We start from the raw sequence: 15,085 nt of genomic DNA, 5'->3' as shown, positions 1-15,085 counted from the left end.
CTTTTGAGGTCTTGCTTCAGGTCATCCGAACTACAGAGACGGAAAGACGATAGAATTTACCCCCCGAAATAACTTTCAATAGCAATCATCCAGTCCTGTTCAAAATAGCGCACCAGGCTTATCACGATTGCTCCGGCGATCACATAGGCCCAGTGGTAAGTCTTCTTTTTGACCATCACCCAACCAACAGCGGCAAAAGCGAGATATGGCAAAGCCAGGATTAAATTGGCATAGGGTGCACTGCCACCGGCCGCGGCGATTATTTTCATCACTACATAAAAAATGCTGTAAAAGAAAATGATCTTTGAGATAAGCGAGAGATAATCACTGCGCATTAGTCGGTATATTTTTCAGGGGCTTCACGTCTTTTCGATTGTTTTTCATAGGCCGCGGCCCAGGTCAACAAATCCTGCTCTCCGTTGGGAGTAGTTATCATCGTCAGCCCTTTTGGGGCACCATCCTGATCAAATCCCATCGGCACCGTAATAGCCGGATATTTGGCTACTGCTGCGAAACTGGCGTGATAATTATTAATGGAAAGCACAGCGTCAAGATCGTGCTCCTTCATAGGCACATCAAAGAACTGCTTCCCGTTTCGGTTTAAAGTGTCTTTTATGGCTGCAAAATCCTCTTCGGAAGCTGAATCCTGCAGGATCCCTTCAAATAAAGCCTGGCCATAAGGCATTCTAAGTGTTGAATCTTCAATATTGAATTTCACCAGGTCTTCTACAGAAGAAAAGCCGGTATTCCCGCCATATTTGTCAAAATATTCGGGCAGGTCGGTTTTCATATCCAGGTTCAAAAGTCTTACAAAATTCGGAAGCTCAACTTCTTCGGCTTCAAATTCCACCACTTCGGCTCCCGCCTTTCTAAGATCTTCCACCGCCCGTACATAAAGCGTATCTTCCATCAGTTCTTTTATCGCGCCAAAGCGTTTTCCCTCAAGGTTCGCATTTTCCAAAGCGCTGTAATAATCGTTTACAGGAGCTGCAAAAACTTCTGAAGCAGGATCGGTGGCATCCTTTCCGGTCATTGCCGATAAAAGGATTGCGTTATCTACTACCGATTTAGTGATAGGTCCCGGCGTGTCAAGTGTTCCTGAAATTGGAACGATCCCACTGCGGCTTAGGAGTCCGATTGTAGGTTTAAGCCCCACCAGAGAATTCTGACTCGATGGCGATAAGATTGAACCTGAAGTTTCAGATCCTATGGCTACGGGCGCTAAATTAGCCGCCACAGCCACGGCACTTCCTGAGCTGGAACCACCGGTGTCAAATATTTTTCTTCCGTAGGGATTAAGGGTTTGACCTCCAATAGCCGAATACCCGCTAGGGCAATCGCCACAAAAGAAGTATGCCCATTCGCTTAAATTGGCTTTCCCTAAAATCAGTGCTCCATTCTTCTTCATTTGTTCCACGATATAGGCATCATCGGTTTGATTATCCTGAAGGGCTACCGAACCCGCGGTAGTCGAAGCAATTTCAGCATTGATATTATCTTTCAACAAAACCGGAATTCCGAAGATAGGATGGCGGTCACCTCCGTTTTTCATAGCTTCATCTTTCTCCCGGGCTTCTTTCAGAATATCTTTATTCAGGGAAATAATCGAATTCAGGGAAAGCTCATTCTCCCTGTCATATTTTTTAATACGGTGCAGATAGAACAAAGTAAGCTCTTCATAAGACAAGTCGCCATTTTTAATATTCTCCTGAATTGTGGGTATATCGGCCTCCAGCAGATCTCCTTCTAATTCGGAATAGCGATCTTCAGAAAATTCGGCTAGTTCCTGTTCAAACGGTGCCCATAGCGAATCCAGCAGAATAAATTCTGAATCCAGGACCTTATACTCCCGTTCTTCCGGTTCTGATTGTGATATTGTGTCTTTGTCAGTTTCTGAAGTTTCTTTCTCGGCTTCTTTATCGCCACAGGCAATAAACAGAGAGATACTAAGCAGAAGTAGAAATTTTTTCATAAAAGGAATTTTATTGTTTAAAGAAAGAATCAACGAATTCATATTTATTAAAAACCTGCAGGTCTTCAAGACCTTCGCCAACACCAATATATTTTACTGGGATTTTAAACTGGTCGCTGATGCCTATTACCACACCGCCTTTTGCAGTACCATCAAGTTTTGTAACCGCAAGAGAGGTCACTTCGGTAGCGGCGGTAAACTGTTTAGCCTGTTCAAAGGCATTCTGGCCGGTAGAACCGTCTAAAACCAGGAGTACTTCGTGGGGAGCATTCGGGATCACCTTTTGCATTACGCGTTTCACCTTGGTAAGCTCGTTCATAAGGTTCACCTTATTATGAAGTCGGCCGGCGGTATCGATTAGCACTACATCCGCATCCATTTTTACGGCACTCTGCATGGTATCGAAAGCTACGGAAGCAGGATCGCTTCCCATTTTTTGTTTCACAATAGGGACATCGGTGCGATCGGCCCAGATTTGCAACTGGTCTATTGCAGCAGCACGGAAGGTATCAGCAGCTCCAAGGACCACCTTTTTTCCAGCGCCTTTAAACTGATGCGCTAGTTTCCCGATGGTGGTGGTTTTCCCAACTCCGTTTACCCCAACCACCATGATCACGTAAGGTTTTACATCGGGTAACTGGATATTGGCAGCTTCCCCTGATTCGCTTTCAGCCATAAGGGCGGCGATCTCTTCACGCAGGATCTTGTTGAGCTCATCGGTACCCAGGTATTTATCCCGGGCTACTCTTTCTTCTATACGGTTTATTATCTTAATGGTAGTAGCAACTCCCACATCACTGCTTATAAGCACGTCTTCCAGATCATCTAAAACTTCATCATCTACTTTAGATTTTCCGGCAACAGCCTTGCTCATTTTATCAAAGAAGCTGGATTTGGTTTTCTCAAGGCCTTTATCCAGGTTTTCTTTCTTATCCTTGGAGAATATTTTTTTGAATAAGCTCATTTTTTTGGTTTGGTTTAAAACACATGAATTGCTGAAACTTCAGGCATTCAAGAATAATAAGTGTAAATATACATAAATGGGTTTGTATACCCCAGCCGGCAGAAACAGAAAAAATCTGCTTAAGCTCAAACTTCAGGCTATTACAAATCACCTGAAACAAAGAAAGCCGCCCGGAATTAATCCAGACGGCTTTTTATAATGTCTCGTACCTGAAGTACTAAATTACTTTTTACTTAAAAAGTCGTTCACGTCCTCCGGAGCCATAATTGCTTCTACAAAAGTATATGCACCGGTTTTAGGAGATTTAACCATTTTAATCGCTTTGGTCAATCTTTTAGACCCTGTTTGTATAGTACCTACTGATTTCTTTGCCATGACTCAAATTATTTTATCTCTTTGTGAACCGTCATTTTTTTAAGAATAGGGTTGAATTTTTTCAACTCCATTCTATCCGGTGTATTCTTTTTATTCTTGGTAGTGATGTATCTTGAAGTTCCTGGTTGCCCAGACTCCTTATGCTCTGTACACTCTAAAATTACCTGTACTCTGTTGCCTTTCTTTGCCATTATTCTATGTTTTTATGCCCGGGATTATTTCTTTAAAAAGCCTTTCTCCCTTGCTTCTTTCATCACAGCAGAGATGCCTTTTTTATTAATATCTTTAAGTGCAGAAGTAGAAACCTTTAAAGTTACCCATCTGTCTTCTTCAGGGATGAAGAAACGTTTTTTAACCAGGTTAGCGTTAAATTTACGCTTGGTTTTATTCATTGCGTGAGAAACATTATTTCCAACCATCGCTCTTTTTCCCGTAAGTTCACAAACTCTTGACATTGCTCTATTCTTTATTTTGTTATTTCAAAACAGGCTGCAAATTAACGATTTTTTTACCTAATCGGCAACTCATTTTTTAAAAAAATTCTGTGGGTTCTAAATTTTCTTTATTCTGAATTCCTGCTCCCACTAACCCAGTGTTTTTAAGGCTTCAATTAAAAAGCTATTCCATTAATTTACAGTCGATAAGGAAATTATTTACATTCTGAAGTTTCCTTACTTCTGAAAAAATGGCAATATCCAGGTTTTAGTTCGAAAAAAATTAAGCGTTTGCAAATTTAAGGATTTCACTTAGAATGAGCTCCATACTTTTATGCACGGTCTTTCCGATAACTTTTTCGCGGTGATTTCCGAAGATAAATTTTTTAGAATACACGCCGGTGGGAGTGGCAATTCCTATGTAAACAGTGCCTATTTCCGCATCGCTATCACCTTTAGACGGACCGGCATTTCCTGTAGTGGAAATAGCAAAATCGGTTTTAAGTATTGAGCGGACATTCTTTGCCATGGCCTCAGCTACTTGAGCACTAACCACGCTGTGTTCCTTTATTAATTCGGAAGGGATCTTCAGAATATCTTCTTTTATTTCGGTAGCATAACTTACTAAACTGCCTTTATAATAGACCGAAGCTCCGGGCGGAGTAGCCAGTAAATTAGCGATGCGGCCGCCGGTACAGCTTTCTGCTGTAGCAATAGTTTGTTTCGCGGTAGAAAGCAATCTACCAATCTGAATCTCTACAGGTTCATCATCTTCGTAGCCTACAATAATATCCCCGATCAATAGATGCAAATCGGTTAAAAGACCGGCTATGGAGTTTTGGAGGTGTTCTTCGTTATCTCCAACCGCTGTAATTCTTATTCTTACTTTCCCTAAATTGGGCAAATAAGCACATTTTATAAAATCCGGTAACTGATCTTCCCAGTCTGATATTTTTTCGGCAATGGCACTTTCGCCAAGTCCGTAGGTAATAGCTGTTTTATGAAGAATTATGGGGCGTTTGAATTCCTGCTGCAGGCGAGGCAACACTTCATTTTTAACCAGTTCCTTCATCTCAAAGGGCACTCCGGGCAGCGAAATATACATTACCCCATCCTTTCGGAATAACATTCCCGGCGCGGTACCGTACTTATTGAAAAGCACCTCAGCCTTAGATGGCACAAGGGCTTGTCTTCGATTTAATTCAGAAATTGGGGTCTCTATATATTTTTCAAAAAGCTGTTCCACATGCTGCAACACCTCTTTATTTTCGACGAGTTCATCTTCAAAATAATCACAAAGACTGGATTTAGTGACATCATCCCGTGTTGGACCTAAGCCACCGGTAATAAGTACGACCTCTGCCCTTTGAGAAGCTTCTTTTAAAGCGGTAAGAATATGGGATCTTTTATCTTCAATACTGGAGATCTGGTGCACAGCGATCCCGATCTTATTTAACTCTGAGGCAAGAAAAGCCGAATTGGTATCTATAATCTGGCCTATTAATATTTCGTCGCCAATGGTAATTATTTCTGCTTTCATTCGAGTTCAAAATCTCTTCTAAGGGCAATGCCCGCCACCTTTACTTTTTTGGTGATCTTTGCTGCCGCCTGTGGCACCTCATCTTTTTTTCTTCCTGCTTTCGCCCAGCTTTCTATCACTTTAACCTCATCCATGAGTTCCAATCCAAACAACTGTAAATTAGGTTTCATCTTGTGAGCATACTGATATGCCAGGGAAGGATTGTCGTTAGAAATAGCTTCATTCATCGCATCTACATCCGGCGGTATTTCTTCCAAAAAAGTCTGTACCACCACTTTCATGAAATCCTTGTCCCCACCGGCCATCTCTTCTACGCCCTCTAAATTGTAACTGCTCATATCGCTATTTAATATTGATTGAAAACATCTTTTCCTTTTCCAAAAATCCGGTCAACCTGTCGTTGGTTTCAACTTTTCCAACTCCTGCTGGAGTCCCTGTAAATATAACGTCCCCTATCTTTAGGGTAAAATACTCTGAAACATAAGCTATCAACTCATCGATCTTCCACAGCATATGAGATGTGTTCCCTTGCTGAACGCTCTCCTCGTTTTTCAAAAGACTAAAGTTAATATTATTTATATCCTGAAACGATTTTTTAGACATCCATTTTTCTCCTATCACTGCTGCCCCGTCGAAAGCTTTTGCTTTTTCCCATGGCAAGGCTTTCTCTTTCAATTTCTTCTGAAGATCCCGCGCAGTAAAATCTATTCCCAAACCTATTTCATCGTAATATTTATGAGCGAATCTAGGCTGAATATGTTTTCCTACTTTTTTGATCTTTACCAAAACCTCTACCTCATAATGCACATCTTCAGAAAAATCAGGAATGAAGAAAGGCTGTTTTTTTAGCAAAATAGCTGTATCGGGTTTCAGAAAGATTACGGGTTCTTCGGGTTTTTCATTTTCAAGCTCAGCAATATGTTCGGTGTAATTTCTTCCTATACAAATAATCTTCATAGCCGGAAACTTCTACTTAATTTTGGTATTGAGTTTTCTTAATTTAATTGCCGTAAGCACTTTTTTGGTGTAAAGCGGGAAATCGGCGTTCTGGATCCAGCCGAAATACCCGGGCTCTTTTTCAAAGACCTCGGCAACATTCTTTCCTCTGTTTTTTCCGAAGCCAAAAACCTCATTTCCTTTTTTGTCATAAACCACAAAACCGGCAAAATCAGCAAAACGTTTTCTTGCTGAATAATCGGCAAGGTATTTTATGTCGTTTTCGAGATCCTCATACCTATCCAACTGAGATTTCAGTACTTCATAGGTTGCATTGGTATCGGCTTCGGCGGTATGGGCATCCTCAAGGTTTTTTCCGCAGTAAAACTGGTAAGCTGCCGAAAGGGTACGCTGTTCTTTTTTGTGAAAGATTGTCTGCACATCTACAGCCACCACATTCTTTAAATCAAAATCTATCCCAGCCCGCAGCAATTCTTCCACCAGGAGCGGAATATCAAAGCGATTGGAATTATAGCCGGCAAGGTCGCAGCCTTTTATCATCTCGTAAACCTTTGGGGCCAATTCCTTAAAAGTGGGCTCATCAGCCACTTTTTCATTTGTGATCCCATGAATAGCGATAACTTCCTCCGGAATTGTGATCTCCGGATTTACCAGCCAGGTTTTGCTTTCCTTATTTCCGTTTGGGAAGATCTTTAAAATTGCGATTTCTACTATGCGGTCCTGGGCCAGGTTGGTGCCGGTGGCCTCAAGATCAAAAAAACATATAGGTTTGGTTAAGTTTAATTCCATGAGGAGCTCTTTTGGGCAAATATACCATTATTTCGCTGTTTGCTTAAGCCCAAAGCCAGGAGATGAAACTCTTTTCTAAAGCGATATAAATTTCAACAACCGATTTCTTATATTTACATTCTGAAATATTTATGAAGTGTTTAAATACCTCTCCTACGTTAGTCAGCAAACTCACTCTATTACCGATGCCGCCCTTGAAATAATGCTTTCCAAGGCCCGGCTTAAAAATGAGGCTGCCGGAATTACCGGTATGCTCATTTGTTATGAAGGTTTGTTTATCCAGTATATTGAAGGAGAAGAAGAGGTAATAGATGAACTCTTCAAAAAAATTGCGGCCGATCACAGGCATAATCAGATCCTGATCCTTGATGATGGATATTCTGAAACCAGAAAGTTCGCCGACTGGTCTATGGCTTTTGAGAAACTTAATCATAAAGAGGCCGGGGAAATAATCGGGTATAAGGAATTCAATAAAAAAGACTTATTCGCCGAGTCAACAGAAGAAGAGCATCCTGCTTTACAACTTTTACAATCCTTTCTAAACGATCTATAAAAAAAGCCGCAAGATCACTTGCGGCTTTTCTACATATTTATCTGTTTTTTCTAAATATCCCTATTGGTATCAAAACCTTCCAGGTACTGGGCAACACGTTGTACGAATTGACCACCCAGGGCGCCATTGACCACGCGGTGATCGTAGCTATGTGATAAGAACATTTTATATCTTATTCCTATGAAATCTCCATCAGGAGTTTCAATTACAGCAGGAACTTTTCTAATCGCGCCTAAGGCAAGAATAGCAACCTGCGGCTGGTTGATGATGGGTGTTCCCATTATGCTGCCAAAAGTACCCACATTAGTAACCGTATAGGTTCCTCCCTGGATATCATCCGGTTTCAGCTTATTTTGTCTGGCTCGTCCTGCCAGGTCGTTCACAGCTTTGGCCATGCCTACAAGATTAAGTCTGTCGGCATTTTTGATTACCGGAACTATTAGGTTTCCATCGGGAAGAGCAGCTGCCATCCCAAGGTTAATATTTTTCTTTTTGATGATCTTATCACCATCTACGGAAATATTGATCATAGGGAAATCACGGATCGCTTTTGCAACGGCTTCCATGAAAATTGGGGTAAAGGTCAATTTTTCACCTTCCCTTTTAGCAAACTCATTTTTATGCTTGTTTCTCCAGTTCCATATCCCGGTAACATCTACTTCAATAAAAGACTGGACGTGCGCCGAAGTTTGGTTGCTTTCTACCATATGATGAGCGATCATCTTGCCCATTCGGCTCATCTCGATAATTTCATCTTCTCCTGAACGCATCGCGGTTTCTTCCCCGGCCATAGCTCCTTCCAGCTTACCGGTATCGATAGGTTGGGCTTTTGGCTGCGAAGGCTTTGGCTGAGACGGCTGTTCTTTCCTGCTCTTTACATAACCAAGAATATCATCTTTGGTTACGCGACCGTCCTTACCTGTACCTTCAAGTTTTTCAAGTTCTTCCAAACTTATACCTTCCTCTTTGGCTATATTCCTAACCAAAGGAGAATAAAAACGTTCAGATTCTGAGAAATCTGCGCTTCCAGCAGTTGTTTTGGCGGTTTCCACGCTAGCTTCAACCTCTTCTGCCTCTGCAGGTGCATCTTCCAGTTCTACTCCAAGATCATCATCGGCTGAGATTTCAGCATCTGTTTCAATTATAGCAATAGTCTGACCCACCTGAACCACATCATCAATGTCGAAGAGTTTCTCTATCAGTTTTCCTTCAACCTCACTTGGGACTTCACTATCAACTTTATCGGTTGCTATTTCCAGAACGGGTTCATCGGCGTCAATGGTGTCGCCCACCTCTTTTAACCAGGTGGTAATGGTTGCCTCTGCAACACTTTCCCCCATTTTAGGTAGCTTAAGTTCGAATTTTGCCATATCTATATTAGAACGCTATTTTTTTGGTTTATAATTGCGAATTTACCAAAATTACTCCATTTGAATATTAAAAAATCAATAAAACTTAGTTTTAGTGATGATTTATTGAAGTTAATGATAAAGTCTGACTCCGGTAAATTTACAATTTCAAAGGCTGAAACTAAATTTTTACCCCGAAAAAATTCCAGAAGGCTATCGTATTAACCTTTTAAAGAACTTTCAAACGGAACCCTATTGGCTATACTTCTACCCAGAGTTACCTCATCGGCATACTCAAGCTCATCTCCCACCGAAATTCCGCGGGCAATGGTAGAAGTTTTAATTTTAACCCCTTCAAGTTGCTTAAAGATATAAAAGTTAGTTGTGTCTCCTTCCAGAGTACTGCTAAGTGCAAAAATGATTTCATCAACTTTACCGGCCTTCACCTTTTCTATAAGCGGATGAATATTAAGTTGCGAAGGGCCCACGCCATCCATAGGGCTTATTTTTCCGCCCAGCACATGGTAATGCCCGCGATATTGCCCGGTGTTTTCTATTGCCATCACATCGCGAATGTCTTCTACTACGCAAACCAGTTCTTCATTCCTGGCAGGATTGGCGCAAATATCACAAAGTTCTGTATCGCTTATATTAAAACAGTTCTTACATAGTTTTATCTCGCTGCGAAGTTTTGTTAAAGCAGCGGCAAGGTTTTGGGTTTGGGCTTCGGGTTGCCTCAGAAGATGCAACACCAGCCTAAGCGCGGTTCGCTTCCCTATACCCGGAAGTTGAGACATTTCGTCCACAGCCTGCTCCAGTAATTTTGATGAAAAATCCATAGCGCGAAGTTAAGATTTTTACCGGACGAATTTTAGCCGAAAACCCCCAAGTTTAACATGAATTTGTAAATTCGCCCTTTCAGAAGAAAATCTTATGCAGCCTTACCAAATCTTGCTTTTGATCGCCGCTTATTTTGGCGTCTTGTTTTTGATCTCCTTTTTTTCCAGCCGAGCCGGCAGTAATGCTGAATTCTTCAGGGCAAACCGGCAATCTCCATGGTTTATAGTTGCCTTCGGGATGATTGGTGCCTCTTTAAGTGGAGTAACCTTTATTTCTCTGCCCGGAACAGTTACTACCGATAGTTTTAGTTACTTTCAGGTCGTTTTGGGATATACCGTGGGTTACGCGGTAATAGGATTAGTGCTGCTTCCTCTTTATTACCGCCTCAATCTAACTTCCATTTATAGCTACCTGAATTCCCGCTTCGGAAATTATTCCTATAAAACAGGGGCTTCTTTCTTTTTGCTTTCCCGAATCGTAGGATCTAGCTTTAGGCTTTTCCTGGTGGCAAATGTGCTTCAGCTTATATTATTTGACGGATTGGGGATCCCATATTATGCAACGGTCACGGTGACAATTTTTCTTATTTGGCTTTATACGTTCAGAAGTGGTATTAAAACAGTGGTTTGGACCGATACTTTACAAACCCTGTTTATGCTCCTGGCCCTTGGGGTTACCCTGGTGGTGCTTTCAGATGAATTGGGAGTATCCGGGGCGGGAATGATAAATTATCTTTCAGATACCGGCCTAACCCAGATCTTCTTTTTTGAAGATTGGAAAAGCAGTCATCATTTTATAAAGCAATTTGTAAGCGGGGCCTTTATTGCCATTGTTATGACGGGACTGGATCAGGATATGATGCAAAAAAACCTTACCTGTCGAAATCTGAAAGACGCCCAAAAGAACATGTTTTCATTTACAATCGTGCTCACCATAGTAAATATGATGTTCCTTATTTTGGGAGTACTGCTCACTCAATACGCTGACCTCAACGGAATTGACGCAATTAAAGATGATCTGTTTCCGGCCATTGCTACCAGTGGTGAGCTGGGAATGGGAGTTGCAATACTTTTTGTGCTAGGCCTTATCGCGGCCGCCTATTCCAGTGCTGACGGTACTTTAACTGCACTCACTACTTCCTTTAGCTTAGACATCCTGGAAATTGAGAAGCACTACAATGAAGAGAAACAAATAAAGATCAGAAAGCAGATCCATATAGCGATCTCTATCCTGATGATATTGGTAATGCTGATCTTTAAATATGCGATCGCCGATAAAAGTGTGATCAATAAGCTTTTTGAATTCGCCGGCTATACCTATGGCCCTTTATTAGGACTTTATACACTTGGGCTATTCACCAAATGGAAAATAAAGGATAAGTTGGTTCCCCTTGTAGCCATTATGGCTCCCATACTTTCTTATGTTATAAGTATCAACAGTCTTAATTGGTTTGGATTTGAGTTCGGATTCTTTATTCTAATCCTTAACGGGGCGCTTACCTTTCTGGGATTAGTATTGATTCGTAGAAAGCATCACTAAAGTGCAGGCTGGTTCGACTTCTATATTGTTTTTCTGCAGAATTTCATAGAATTCAGGATTCTCTGTCCCGGGATTGAAGATCACTCTTTCGGGATTCAAAGAGAGAATGTAATCGTAATATTCCGGTTGACGCGGCGGACTTAAATATAAAGTCACCGTATCTATATCTTCAAACGGAAGTTTTTCTTTTTCTATTTTGACTCCTTCTACTTCCCCTTCGCGTAAACCCAGGGCAACGGTAGGCTGACCGTGTTGCACCAGGCGCTTAATGGCTATGTTAGAATAACGGGAGGGCTTTAAAGATGCGCCAATAACTAAAGTTTTCTTTTTCATATAGCAAAAGTAAAATATCTGTGTAAGTGTAACAAGTTAATTACAGAATTGTCTCTTTATACAGGAAGCTTCCCCGAAATCCCGGTATAATGTGATGGTTAGTGTTGGGACAAAGGGAAGTTTTCTTAACCCAGACCGGAAATTCCGGTTTGGGTTATTTTTTTTTAAAAAAGTGTAACATTTTAAAATTACCTGCGTCTTTTATAGTGAAGGCTTTTCATAAATTGAGAAGATTTACGTCTCTTTATTATGTATTACAAAGTACATTGCTATACATGAGTCTATAAGAATTACAGAGACAAAAGCCCTTGAATAGCTTTGCAAAAAGGTTATTCCGGAGAAACAAGTTCATAATTAATATGCATAACAAGGTATCATCTAATAAATACTAATCATCAAAAACAATCAAAAAATGAAACAGTTATTTTTAATCATCACGCTTTTCTTTTCCGCACAAAGCTTTGCGGGTAATGAACCATTCGGAAATATCACCGGCGAGGTAATAGACGAAGAATTACAGGAGCCCATCCCCTATGCTACTGTAATTATAAACGATGAAGAGGGGAATCTTATCTCGGGGAACACTTCATCTGCAGACGGGAGCTTCAGCATTGAAAAGATCCCTGCCGGGAAATATACCTTCCAGGTACAGTTCATCGGGTACAAAACCTTTTCAAAAGTTATTGATATCAGCAGCCGGAACTTCGATCTAAATATGGGAAAGATCTACCTTGAACCTGATGTGGCTATGCTGGATGGAGTTACCGTGGTTGCCGAAAGAACAACTATTGAGCAGCGTGTGGATCGAAAGGTGATAAATGTTGGGAAAGACCTTACCACCACTGGCGCCAGCGCTTCAGAAATAATGAATAATATTCCTTCAGTGAATGTAGACCAGAATGGAAATATCGCTCTAAGGGGAAATTCAAACGTGAAAATCCTGGTAGATGGTCGCCCTACCAATATAGATCCTGCACAGTTACTGCAACAAATTCCTTCCACCTCCATCAAAAGTATTGAGCTAATCACAAATCCTTCAGCAAAATATAACCCTGAAGGGATGAGCGGAATCATCAATATCATATTACATAAAAATGCCAACGACGGATTTAACGGCAACCTCAATGGTGGCGTAACCATTGGAGAAAATACAAGATATAATGGTACGCTGGATATGAATTACCGAAAAGGGAAGTTTAATTTTTACGGGAATATTGGAGGCCAGGAGGGATCAAGAAATAATTCGGGGCGTATATTTCTTCCCGAGGAGAATTACCGGCAGGCTTTTGATATAGAAAACAGAAGAAGCTCCCTGCTTTATAAAGTTGGCGTGGATTTTTATCTCGACGACAAAAACACTTTCTCCTTCTACACCAACCAGAACCATTATGATGGTGGCCCCCTTGGAAGCTTGCGATTAATCTATCCTAATAACCCGGAACTTAACCTAATCCAAAGTCTGGATCTGAATTTCGATAATATAAACGCTACTTATAATTTTGCTTACGATCATAAATTTGACCAGGAAGGCCATAAAATCCTTTTGGAAGTAGATTACAACGACTTTGACGAAGATGAAAACTCCACTTTTGATTTTTCAGGAAACACCAATGGTCTTTCTGCTTACCGGGATCATGTTAAGGAAAAAAGAGAGAATATCACAGCTAATCTGGATTACGAGAATCCCCTTTCAGAGCGATCTACTTTAGAAATGGGCGCCGAAGCCCGGTTACTGGATACCGACAATGCTTTCAGCTCTACAAATCCGGCTTTTGAAAATTCCACCTATAATTATAAACGGGATATCTATAGCTTTTATACTACCTACGGCCAGAATTTTGAAAAGTGGTCTTACCAATTAGGAGCCAGGCTGGAAAATTTTAAAGTAAACGCCATTTATAATGGAGAGGAAGTATTTACCGATGATTATTTTACCGTGTATCCTTCAGGATTTTTAAATTATAATCCCAGTGAAAAAAACACTTATCAGTTAAGTTATAGCCGAAGAGTTGACAGACCCGGTTTTGGTCAGGTAAATCCAATTCGGGAAGTAAGCAGCCCGAGGCTTACCATTTCGGGAAATCCTGAACTTACCCCTCAATTCACCAATTCGCTGGAGTTTAATTATACCAGAAAATTTGAAACTAAAGGAAGTGTAGGCGCAGGAGTATTCTTCAGAAATATTAACGATGAGATAAGTCAGGTGTTTGTTGAAGATCCTAACGATCCGGGTTCAATCCTGCTTTCTTTTGACAATCTTGAGGATAACAATTCCTATGGCCTGGAACTTTCAGCAAATTATAAATTCACGAAATGGTGGAGCACCAATTCCGGCTTTGAGGTTTACAGTCAGAAACTGAAAGGTTTGGTAGGCACAGATTATCTGGAAATAGACAACACGGCTTTCACCGCGCGAAGCAGTCACACTTTCAAAGCTTCAGAGCGATTGAGTTTTCAACTTTTCGGCTTTTACCGCGGAAAAAGTAAAAACCTGCAGATGGATATGGAACCTATGTATTTTGTAAATATGGGAGGCCGCTATTCATTTTGGGACAATAAAGCCAGTCTAAGCCTTAATTTCAATGATGTTTTTGACACCCAGGAATTCAGTTTCATCAACGGTAGACCAATGCCCCAAGAGGGTTGGTTTAAGGGAGAAACACAAACTGTTTATTTAGGTTTCACCTATCGGTTTGGCGGTGGAAAAAATAAAGCTTTGCAAAGAAAACAGAGAGATGACAACCAGGCCGAGGGCGGCGGGGTTTTCTAGATATTTCACGTGTAGTTTAGTTGGTTAGTTTGAAAAGGTTCCGGTGTAAAAGCCGGGCCTTTTTTATGTTTTGAAGATGTAAGCAGAAGTTTTAAACCTTATTTACCATATTTTGAAGCTCGTACAGATTAAGGATACACCTTTAAATAAAGTAATTGCTGTTTCTCTGGCAGTAAGTTTAAAAGGAAAATCCAAAACCCAGGTTAAAAGTTAGCCCTGAAAATATCAAGTCTACCGGGGAGTCTTCAAGTTCAAAATCTATTTCCTGAGCCTCCCGGCTCCCATCATCAAAAACCACTTCTGCATTAAAAGATTTCGGCAAGGGATCAAAAGAATATCCGATTTCCGGCCGAAAGTAAATCAGACCACCCCATTTTGCTCCTATTTTAGCTCCAAAGGAACTGTGGGAATAATTAGCAAAAGCATCGCCTTTTTTACCGGAATCATCCTCCGATTCCACATCAGATAGCATCCCATCAATATTTAAATTTCCATAGTAGAGTCCGCCATACAAACCTTTTCCCGGCTTGAAAAAGTAATAATTCAGTCCTCCTCCTAAATACTCAAAATCTATCTCATCCAAACCCAGTAAATCGGTTGTTCCTATGCTTGAATAATCCATATTTAGCGATAACCGATCTCTAAAAAGAGGGGTAACATATTCCAGGTT

Annotated in this window: 17 protein-coding genes; 3 read left to right on the top strand and 14 right to left on the bottom strand. The window is 40.9% G+C overall.

Going from position 1 to position 15,085, the window contains the following annotated elements:
* Positions 1-56: 56 nt before the first annotated feature.
* The 10 genes from ACESK1_RS09260 to ACESK1_RS09215 form a co-directional block, all read right to left on the bottom strand.
* Positions 57-335, bottom strand: coding sequence for a hypothetical protein (locus ACESK1_RS09260; RefSeq protein ID WP_372919906.1), 279 nt, complete (start codon positions 333-335; stop codon positions 57-59).
* Entirely contained in the window at positions 335-1,972 is a 1,638-nt protein-coding gene (locus tag ACESK1_RS09255; RefSeq protein WP_372919905.1) for an amidase family protein, read from the bottom strand. The genes ACESK1_RS09260 and ACESK1_RS09255 overlap by 1 nt, the downstream gene beginning before the upstream one ends.
* A gap of 10 nt (positions 1,973-1,982) precedes the next feature.
* Positions 1,983-2,936 carry a signal recognition particle-docking protein FtsY gene (gene ftsY, locus ACESK1_RS09250; RefSeq protein ID WP_372919904.1) on the bottom strand — a complete coding sequence of 318 codons (954 nt, stop codon included), beginning with the start codon at positions 2,934-2,936 and terminating at the stop codon, positions 1,983-1,985.
* Positions 2,937-3,158: 222 nt separating this feature from the next.
* Positions 3,159-3,311 carry a DUF4295 domain-containing protein gene (locus ACESK1_RS09245; RefSeq protein WP_372919903.1) on the bottom strand — a complete coding sequence of 51 codons (153 nt, stop codon included), beginning with the start codon at positions 3,309-3,311 and terminating at the stop codon, positions 3,159-3,161.
* Between the two features lie 8 nt (positions 3,312-3,319).
* Entirely contained in the window at positions 3,320-3,502 is a 183-nt protein-coding gene (rpmG, locus tag ACESK1_RS09240; protein ID WP_081211513.1) for a 50S ribosomal protein L33, read from the bottom strand.
* A 24-nt stretch (positions 3,503-3,526) separates the two neighbouring features.
* Positions 3,527-3,766, bottom strand: coding sequence for a 50S ribosomal protein L28 (gene rpmB / locus ACESK1_RS09235; RefSeq protein WP_372919902.1), 240 nt, complete (start codon positions 3,764-3,766; stop codon positions 3,527-3,529).
* 262 nt (positions 3,767-4,028) lie between these two features.
* Positions 4,029-5,285: a competence/damage-inducible protein A gene (locus ACESK1_RS09230; protein WP_372919901.1), complete on the bottom strand. Its 1,257-nt coding sequence runs from the start codon at positions 5,283-5,285 to the stop codon at positions 4,029-4,031.
* On the bottom strand, positions 5,282-5,623 hold the full coding sequence (locus ACESK1_RS09225; protein WP_372919900.1) for an Hpt domain-containing protein: 342 nt from the start codon (positions 5,621-5,623) through the stop codon (positions 5,282-5,284). The genes ACESK1_RS09230 and ACESK1_RS09225 overlap by 4 nt, the downstream gene beginning before the upstream one ends.
* A 4-nt stretch (positions 5,624-5,627) precedes the next feature.
* Positions 5,628-6,242, bottom strand: coding sequence for a fumarylacetoacetate hydrolase family protein (locus ACESK1_RS09220; RefSeq protein WP_372919899.1), 615 nt, complete (start codon positions 6,240-6,242; stop codon positions 5,628-5,630).
* Between the two features lie 12 nt (positions 6,243-6,254).
* On the bottom strand, positions 6,255-7,031 hold the full coding sequence (locus ACESK1_RS09215) for an exonuclease domain-containing protein (protein WP_372919898.1): 777 nt from the start codon (positions 7,029-7,031) through the stop codon (positions 6,255-6,257).
* 136 nt (positions 7,032-7,167) lie between these two features.
* On the opposite strand from ACESK1_RS09215, the gene ACESK1_RS09210 reads away from it, so the two are divergent.
* Entirely contained in the window at positions 7,168-7,584 is a 417-nt protein-coding gene (locus tag ACESK1_RS09210) for a BLUF domain-containing protein (protein WP_372919897.1), read from the top strand.
* A 50-nt stretch (positions 7,585-7,634) separates the two neighbouring features.
* On the opposite strand, the gene ACESK1_RS09205 is transcribed toward ACESK1_RS09210, so the two are convergent.
* On the bottom strand, positions 7,635-8,954 hold the full coding sequence (locus tag ACESK1_RS09205; RefSeq protein WP_372919896.1) for a dihydrolipoamide acetyltransferase family protein: 1,320 nt from the start codon (positions 8,952-8,954) through the stop codon (positions 7,635-7,637).
* 200 nt (positions 8,955-9,154) lie between these two features.
* A complete protein-coding gene (gene recR, locus ACESK1_RS09200) occupies positions 9,155-9,772 on the bottom strand; it encodes a recombination mediator RecR (protein ID WP_372919895.1) in 618 nt (205 codons plus the stop codon).
* A 94-nt stretch (positions 9,773-9,866) separates the two neighbouring features.
* On the opposite strand from recR, the gene ACESK1_RS09195 reads away from it, so the two are divergent.
* A complete protein-coding gene (locus tag ACESK1_RS09195) occupies positions 9,867-11,312 on the top strand; it encodes a sodium:solute symporter (RefSeq protein WP_372919894.1) in 1,446 nt (481 codons plus the stop codon).
* Here the strand turns inward: ACESK1_RS09195 and ACESK1_RS09190 are convergent.
* Entirely contained in the window at positions 11,283-11,645 is a 363-nt protein-coding gene (locus ACESK1_RS09190) for a CoA-binding protein (protein ID WP_372919893.1), read from the bottom strand. The genes ACESK1_RS09195 and ACESK1_RS09190 overlap by 30 nt on opposite strands.
* A 412-nt stretch (positions 11,646-12,057) precedes the next feature.
* Between ACESK1_RS09190 and ACESK1_RS09185 the strand changes: the two genes are divergently transcribed.
* On the top strand, positions 12,058-14,415 hold the full coding sequence (locus ACESK1_RS09185; RefSeq protein WP_372919892.1) for a TonB-dependent receptor domain-containing protein: 2,358 nt from the start codon (positions 12,058-12,060) through the stop codon (positions 14,413-14,415).
* Positions 14,416-14,593: 178 nt separating this feature from the next.
* Here the strand turns inward: ACESK1_RS09185 and ACESK1_RS09180 are convergent.
* Positions 14,594-15,085, bottom strand: a 492-nt coding sequence (locus ACESK1_RS09180; protein ID WP_372919891.1) for a hypothetical protein, incomplete at its 5' end; no start/stop codon positions are given.

Origin of the sequence: Salegentibacter sp. (genome assembly GCF_041642575.1) — a bacterium.
Taxonomy (GTDB): Bacteria; Bacteroidota; Bacteroidia; order Flavobacteriales; family Flavobacteriaceae; genus Salegentibacter.
Note: the sequence above shows the minus strand (reverse complement) of the source record. Positions and strands in the feature narration are given on the sequence as shown.

What these genes read in the sequence shown, in the direction of transcription:
- rpmB (WP_372919902.1), bottom strand. Translation starts at nt 3,766, where the DNA reads ATGTCAAGAGTTTGTGAACTTACGGGAAAAAGAGCGATGGTTGGAAAT.
- ACESK1_RS09195 (WP_372919894.1), top strand. Translation starts at nt 9,867, where the DNA reads ATGCAGCCTTACCAAATCTTGCTTTTGATCGCCGCTTATTTTGGCGTC.
- ACESK1_RS09230 (WP_372919901.1), bottom strand. Translation starts at nt 5,285, where the DNA reads ATGAAAGCAGAAATAATTACCATTGGCGACGAAATATTAATAGGCCAG.
- ACESK1_RS09190 (WP_372919893.1), bottom strand. Translation starts at nt 11,645, where the DNA reads ATGAAAAAGAAAACTTTAGTTATTGGCGCATCTTTAAAGCCCTCCCGT.
- rpmG (WP_081211513.1), bottom strand. Translation starts at nt 3,502, where the DNA reads ATGGCAAAGAAAGGCAACAGAGTACAGGTAATTTTAGAGTGTACAGAG.
- ACESK1_RS09255 (WP_372919905.1), bottom strand. Translation starts at nt 1,972, where the DNA reads ATGAAAAAATTTCTACTTCTGCTTAGTATCTCTCTGTTTATTGCCTGT.
- ACESK1_RS09215 (WP_372919898.1), bottom strand. Translation starts at nt 7,031, where the DNA reads ATGGAATTAAACTTAACCAAACCTATATGTTTTTTTGATCTTGAGGCC.
- ftsY (WP_372919904.1), bottom strand. Translation starts at nt 2,936, where the DNA reads ATGAGCTTATTCAAAAAAATATTCTCCAAGGATAAGAAAGAAAACCTG.
- ACESK1_RS09245 (WP_372919903.1), bottom strand. Translation starts at nt 3,311, where the DNA reads ATGGCAAAGAAATCAGTAGGTACTATACAAACAGGGTCTAAAAGATTG.
- recR (WP_372919895.1), bottom strand. Translation starts at nt 9,772, where the DNA reads ATGGATTTTTCATCAAAATTACTGGAGCAGGCTGTGGACGAAATGTCT.
- ACESK1_RS09185 (WP_372919892.1), top strand. Translation starts at nt 12,058, where the DNA reads ATGAAACAGTTATTTTTAATCATCACGCTTTTCTTTTCCGCACAAAGC.
- ACESK1_RS09225 (WP_372919900.1), bottom strand. Translation starts at nt 5,623, where the DNA reads ATGAGCAGTTACAATTTAGAGGGCGTAGAAGAGATGGCCGGTGGGGAC.
- ACESK1_RS09260 (WP_372919906.1), bottom strand. Translation starts at nt 335, where the DNA reads ATGCGCAGTGATTATCTCTCGCTTATCTCAAAGATCATTTTCTTTTAC.
- ACESK1_RS09205 (WP_372919896.1), bottom strand. Translation starts at nt 8,954, where the DNA reads ATGGCAAAATTCGAACTTAAGCTACCTAAAATGGGGGAAAGTGTTGCA.
- ACESK1_RS09220 (WP_372919899.1), bottom strand. Translation starts at nt 6,242, where the DNA reads ATGAAGATTATTTGTATAGGAAGAAATTACACCGAACATATTGCTGAG.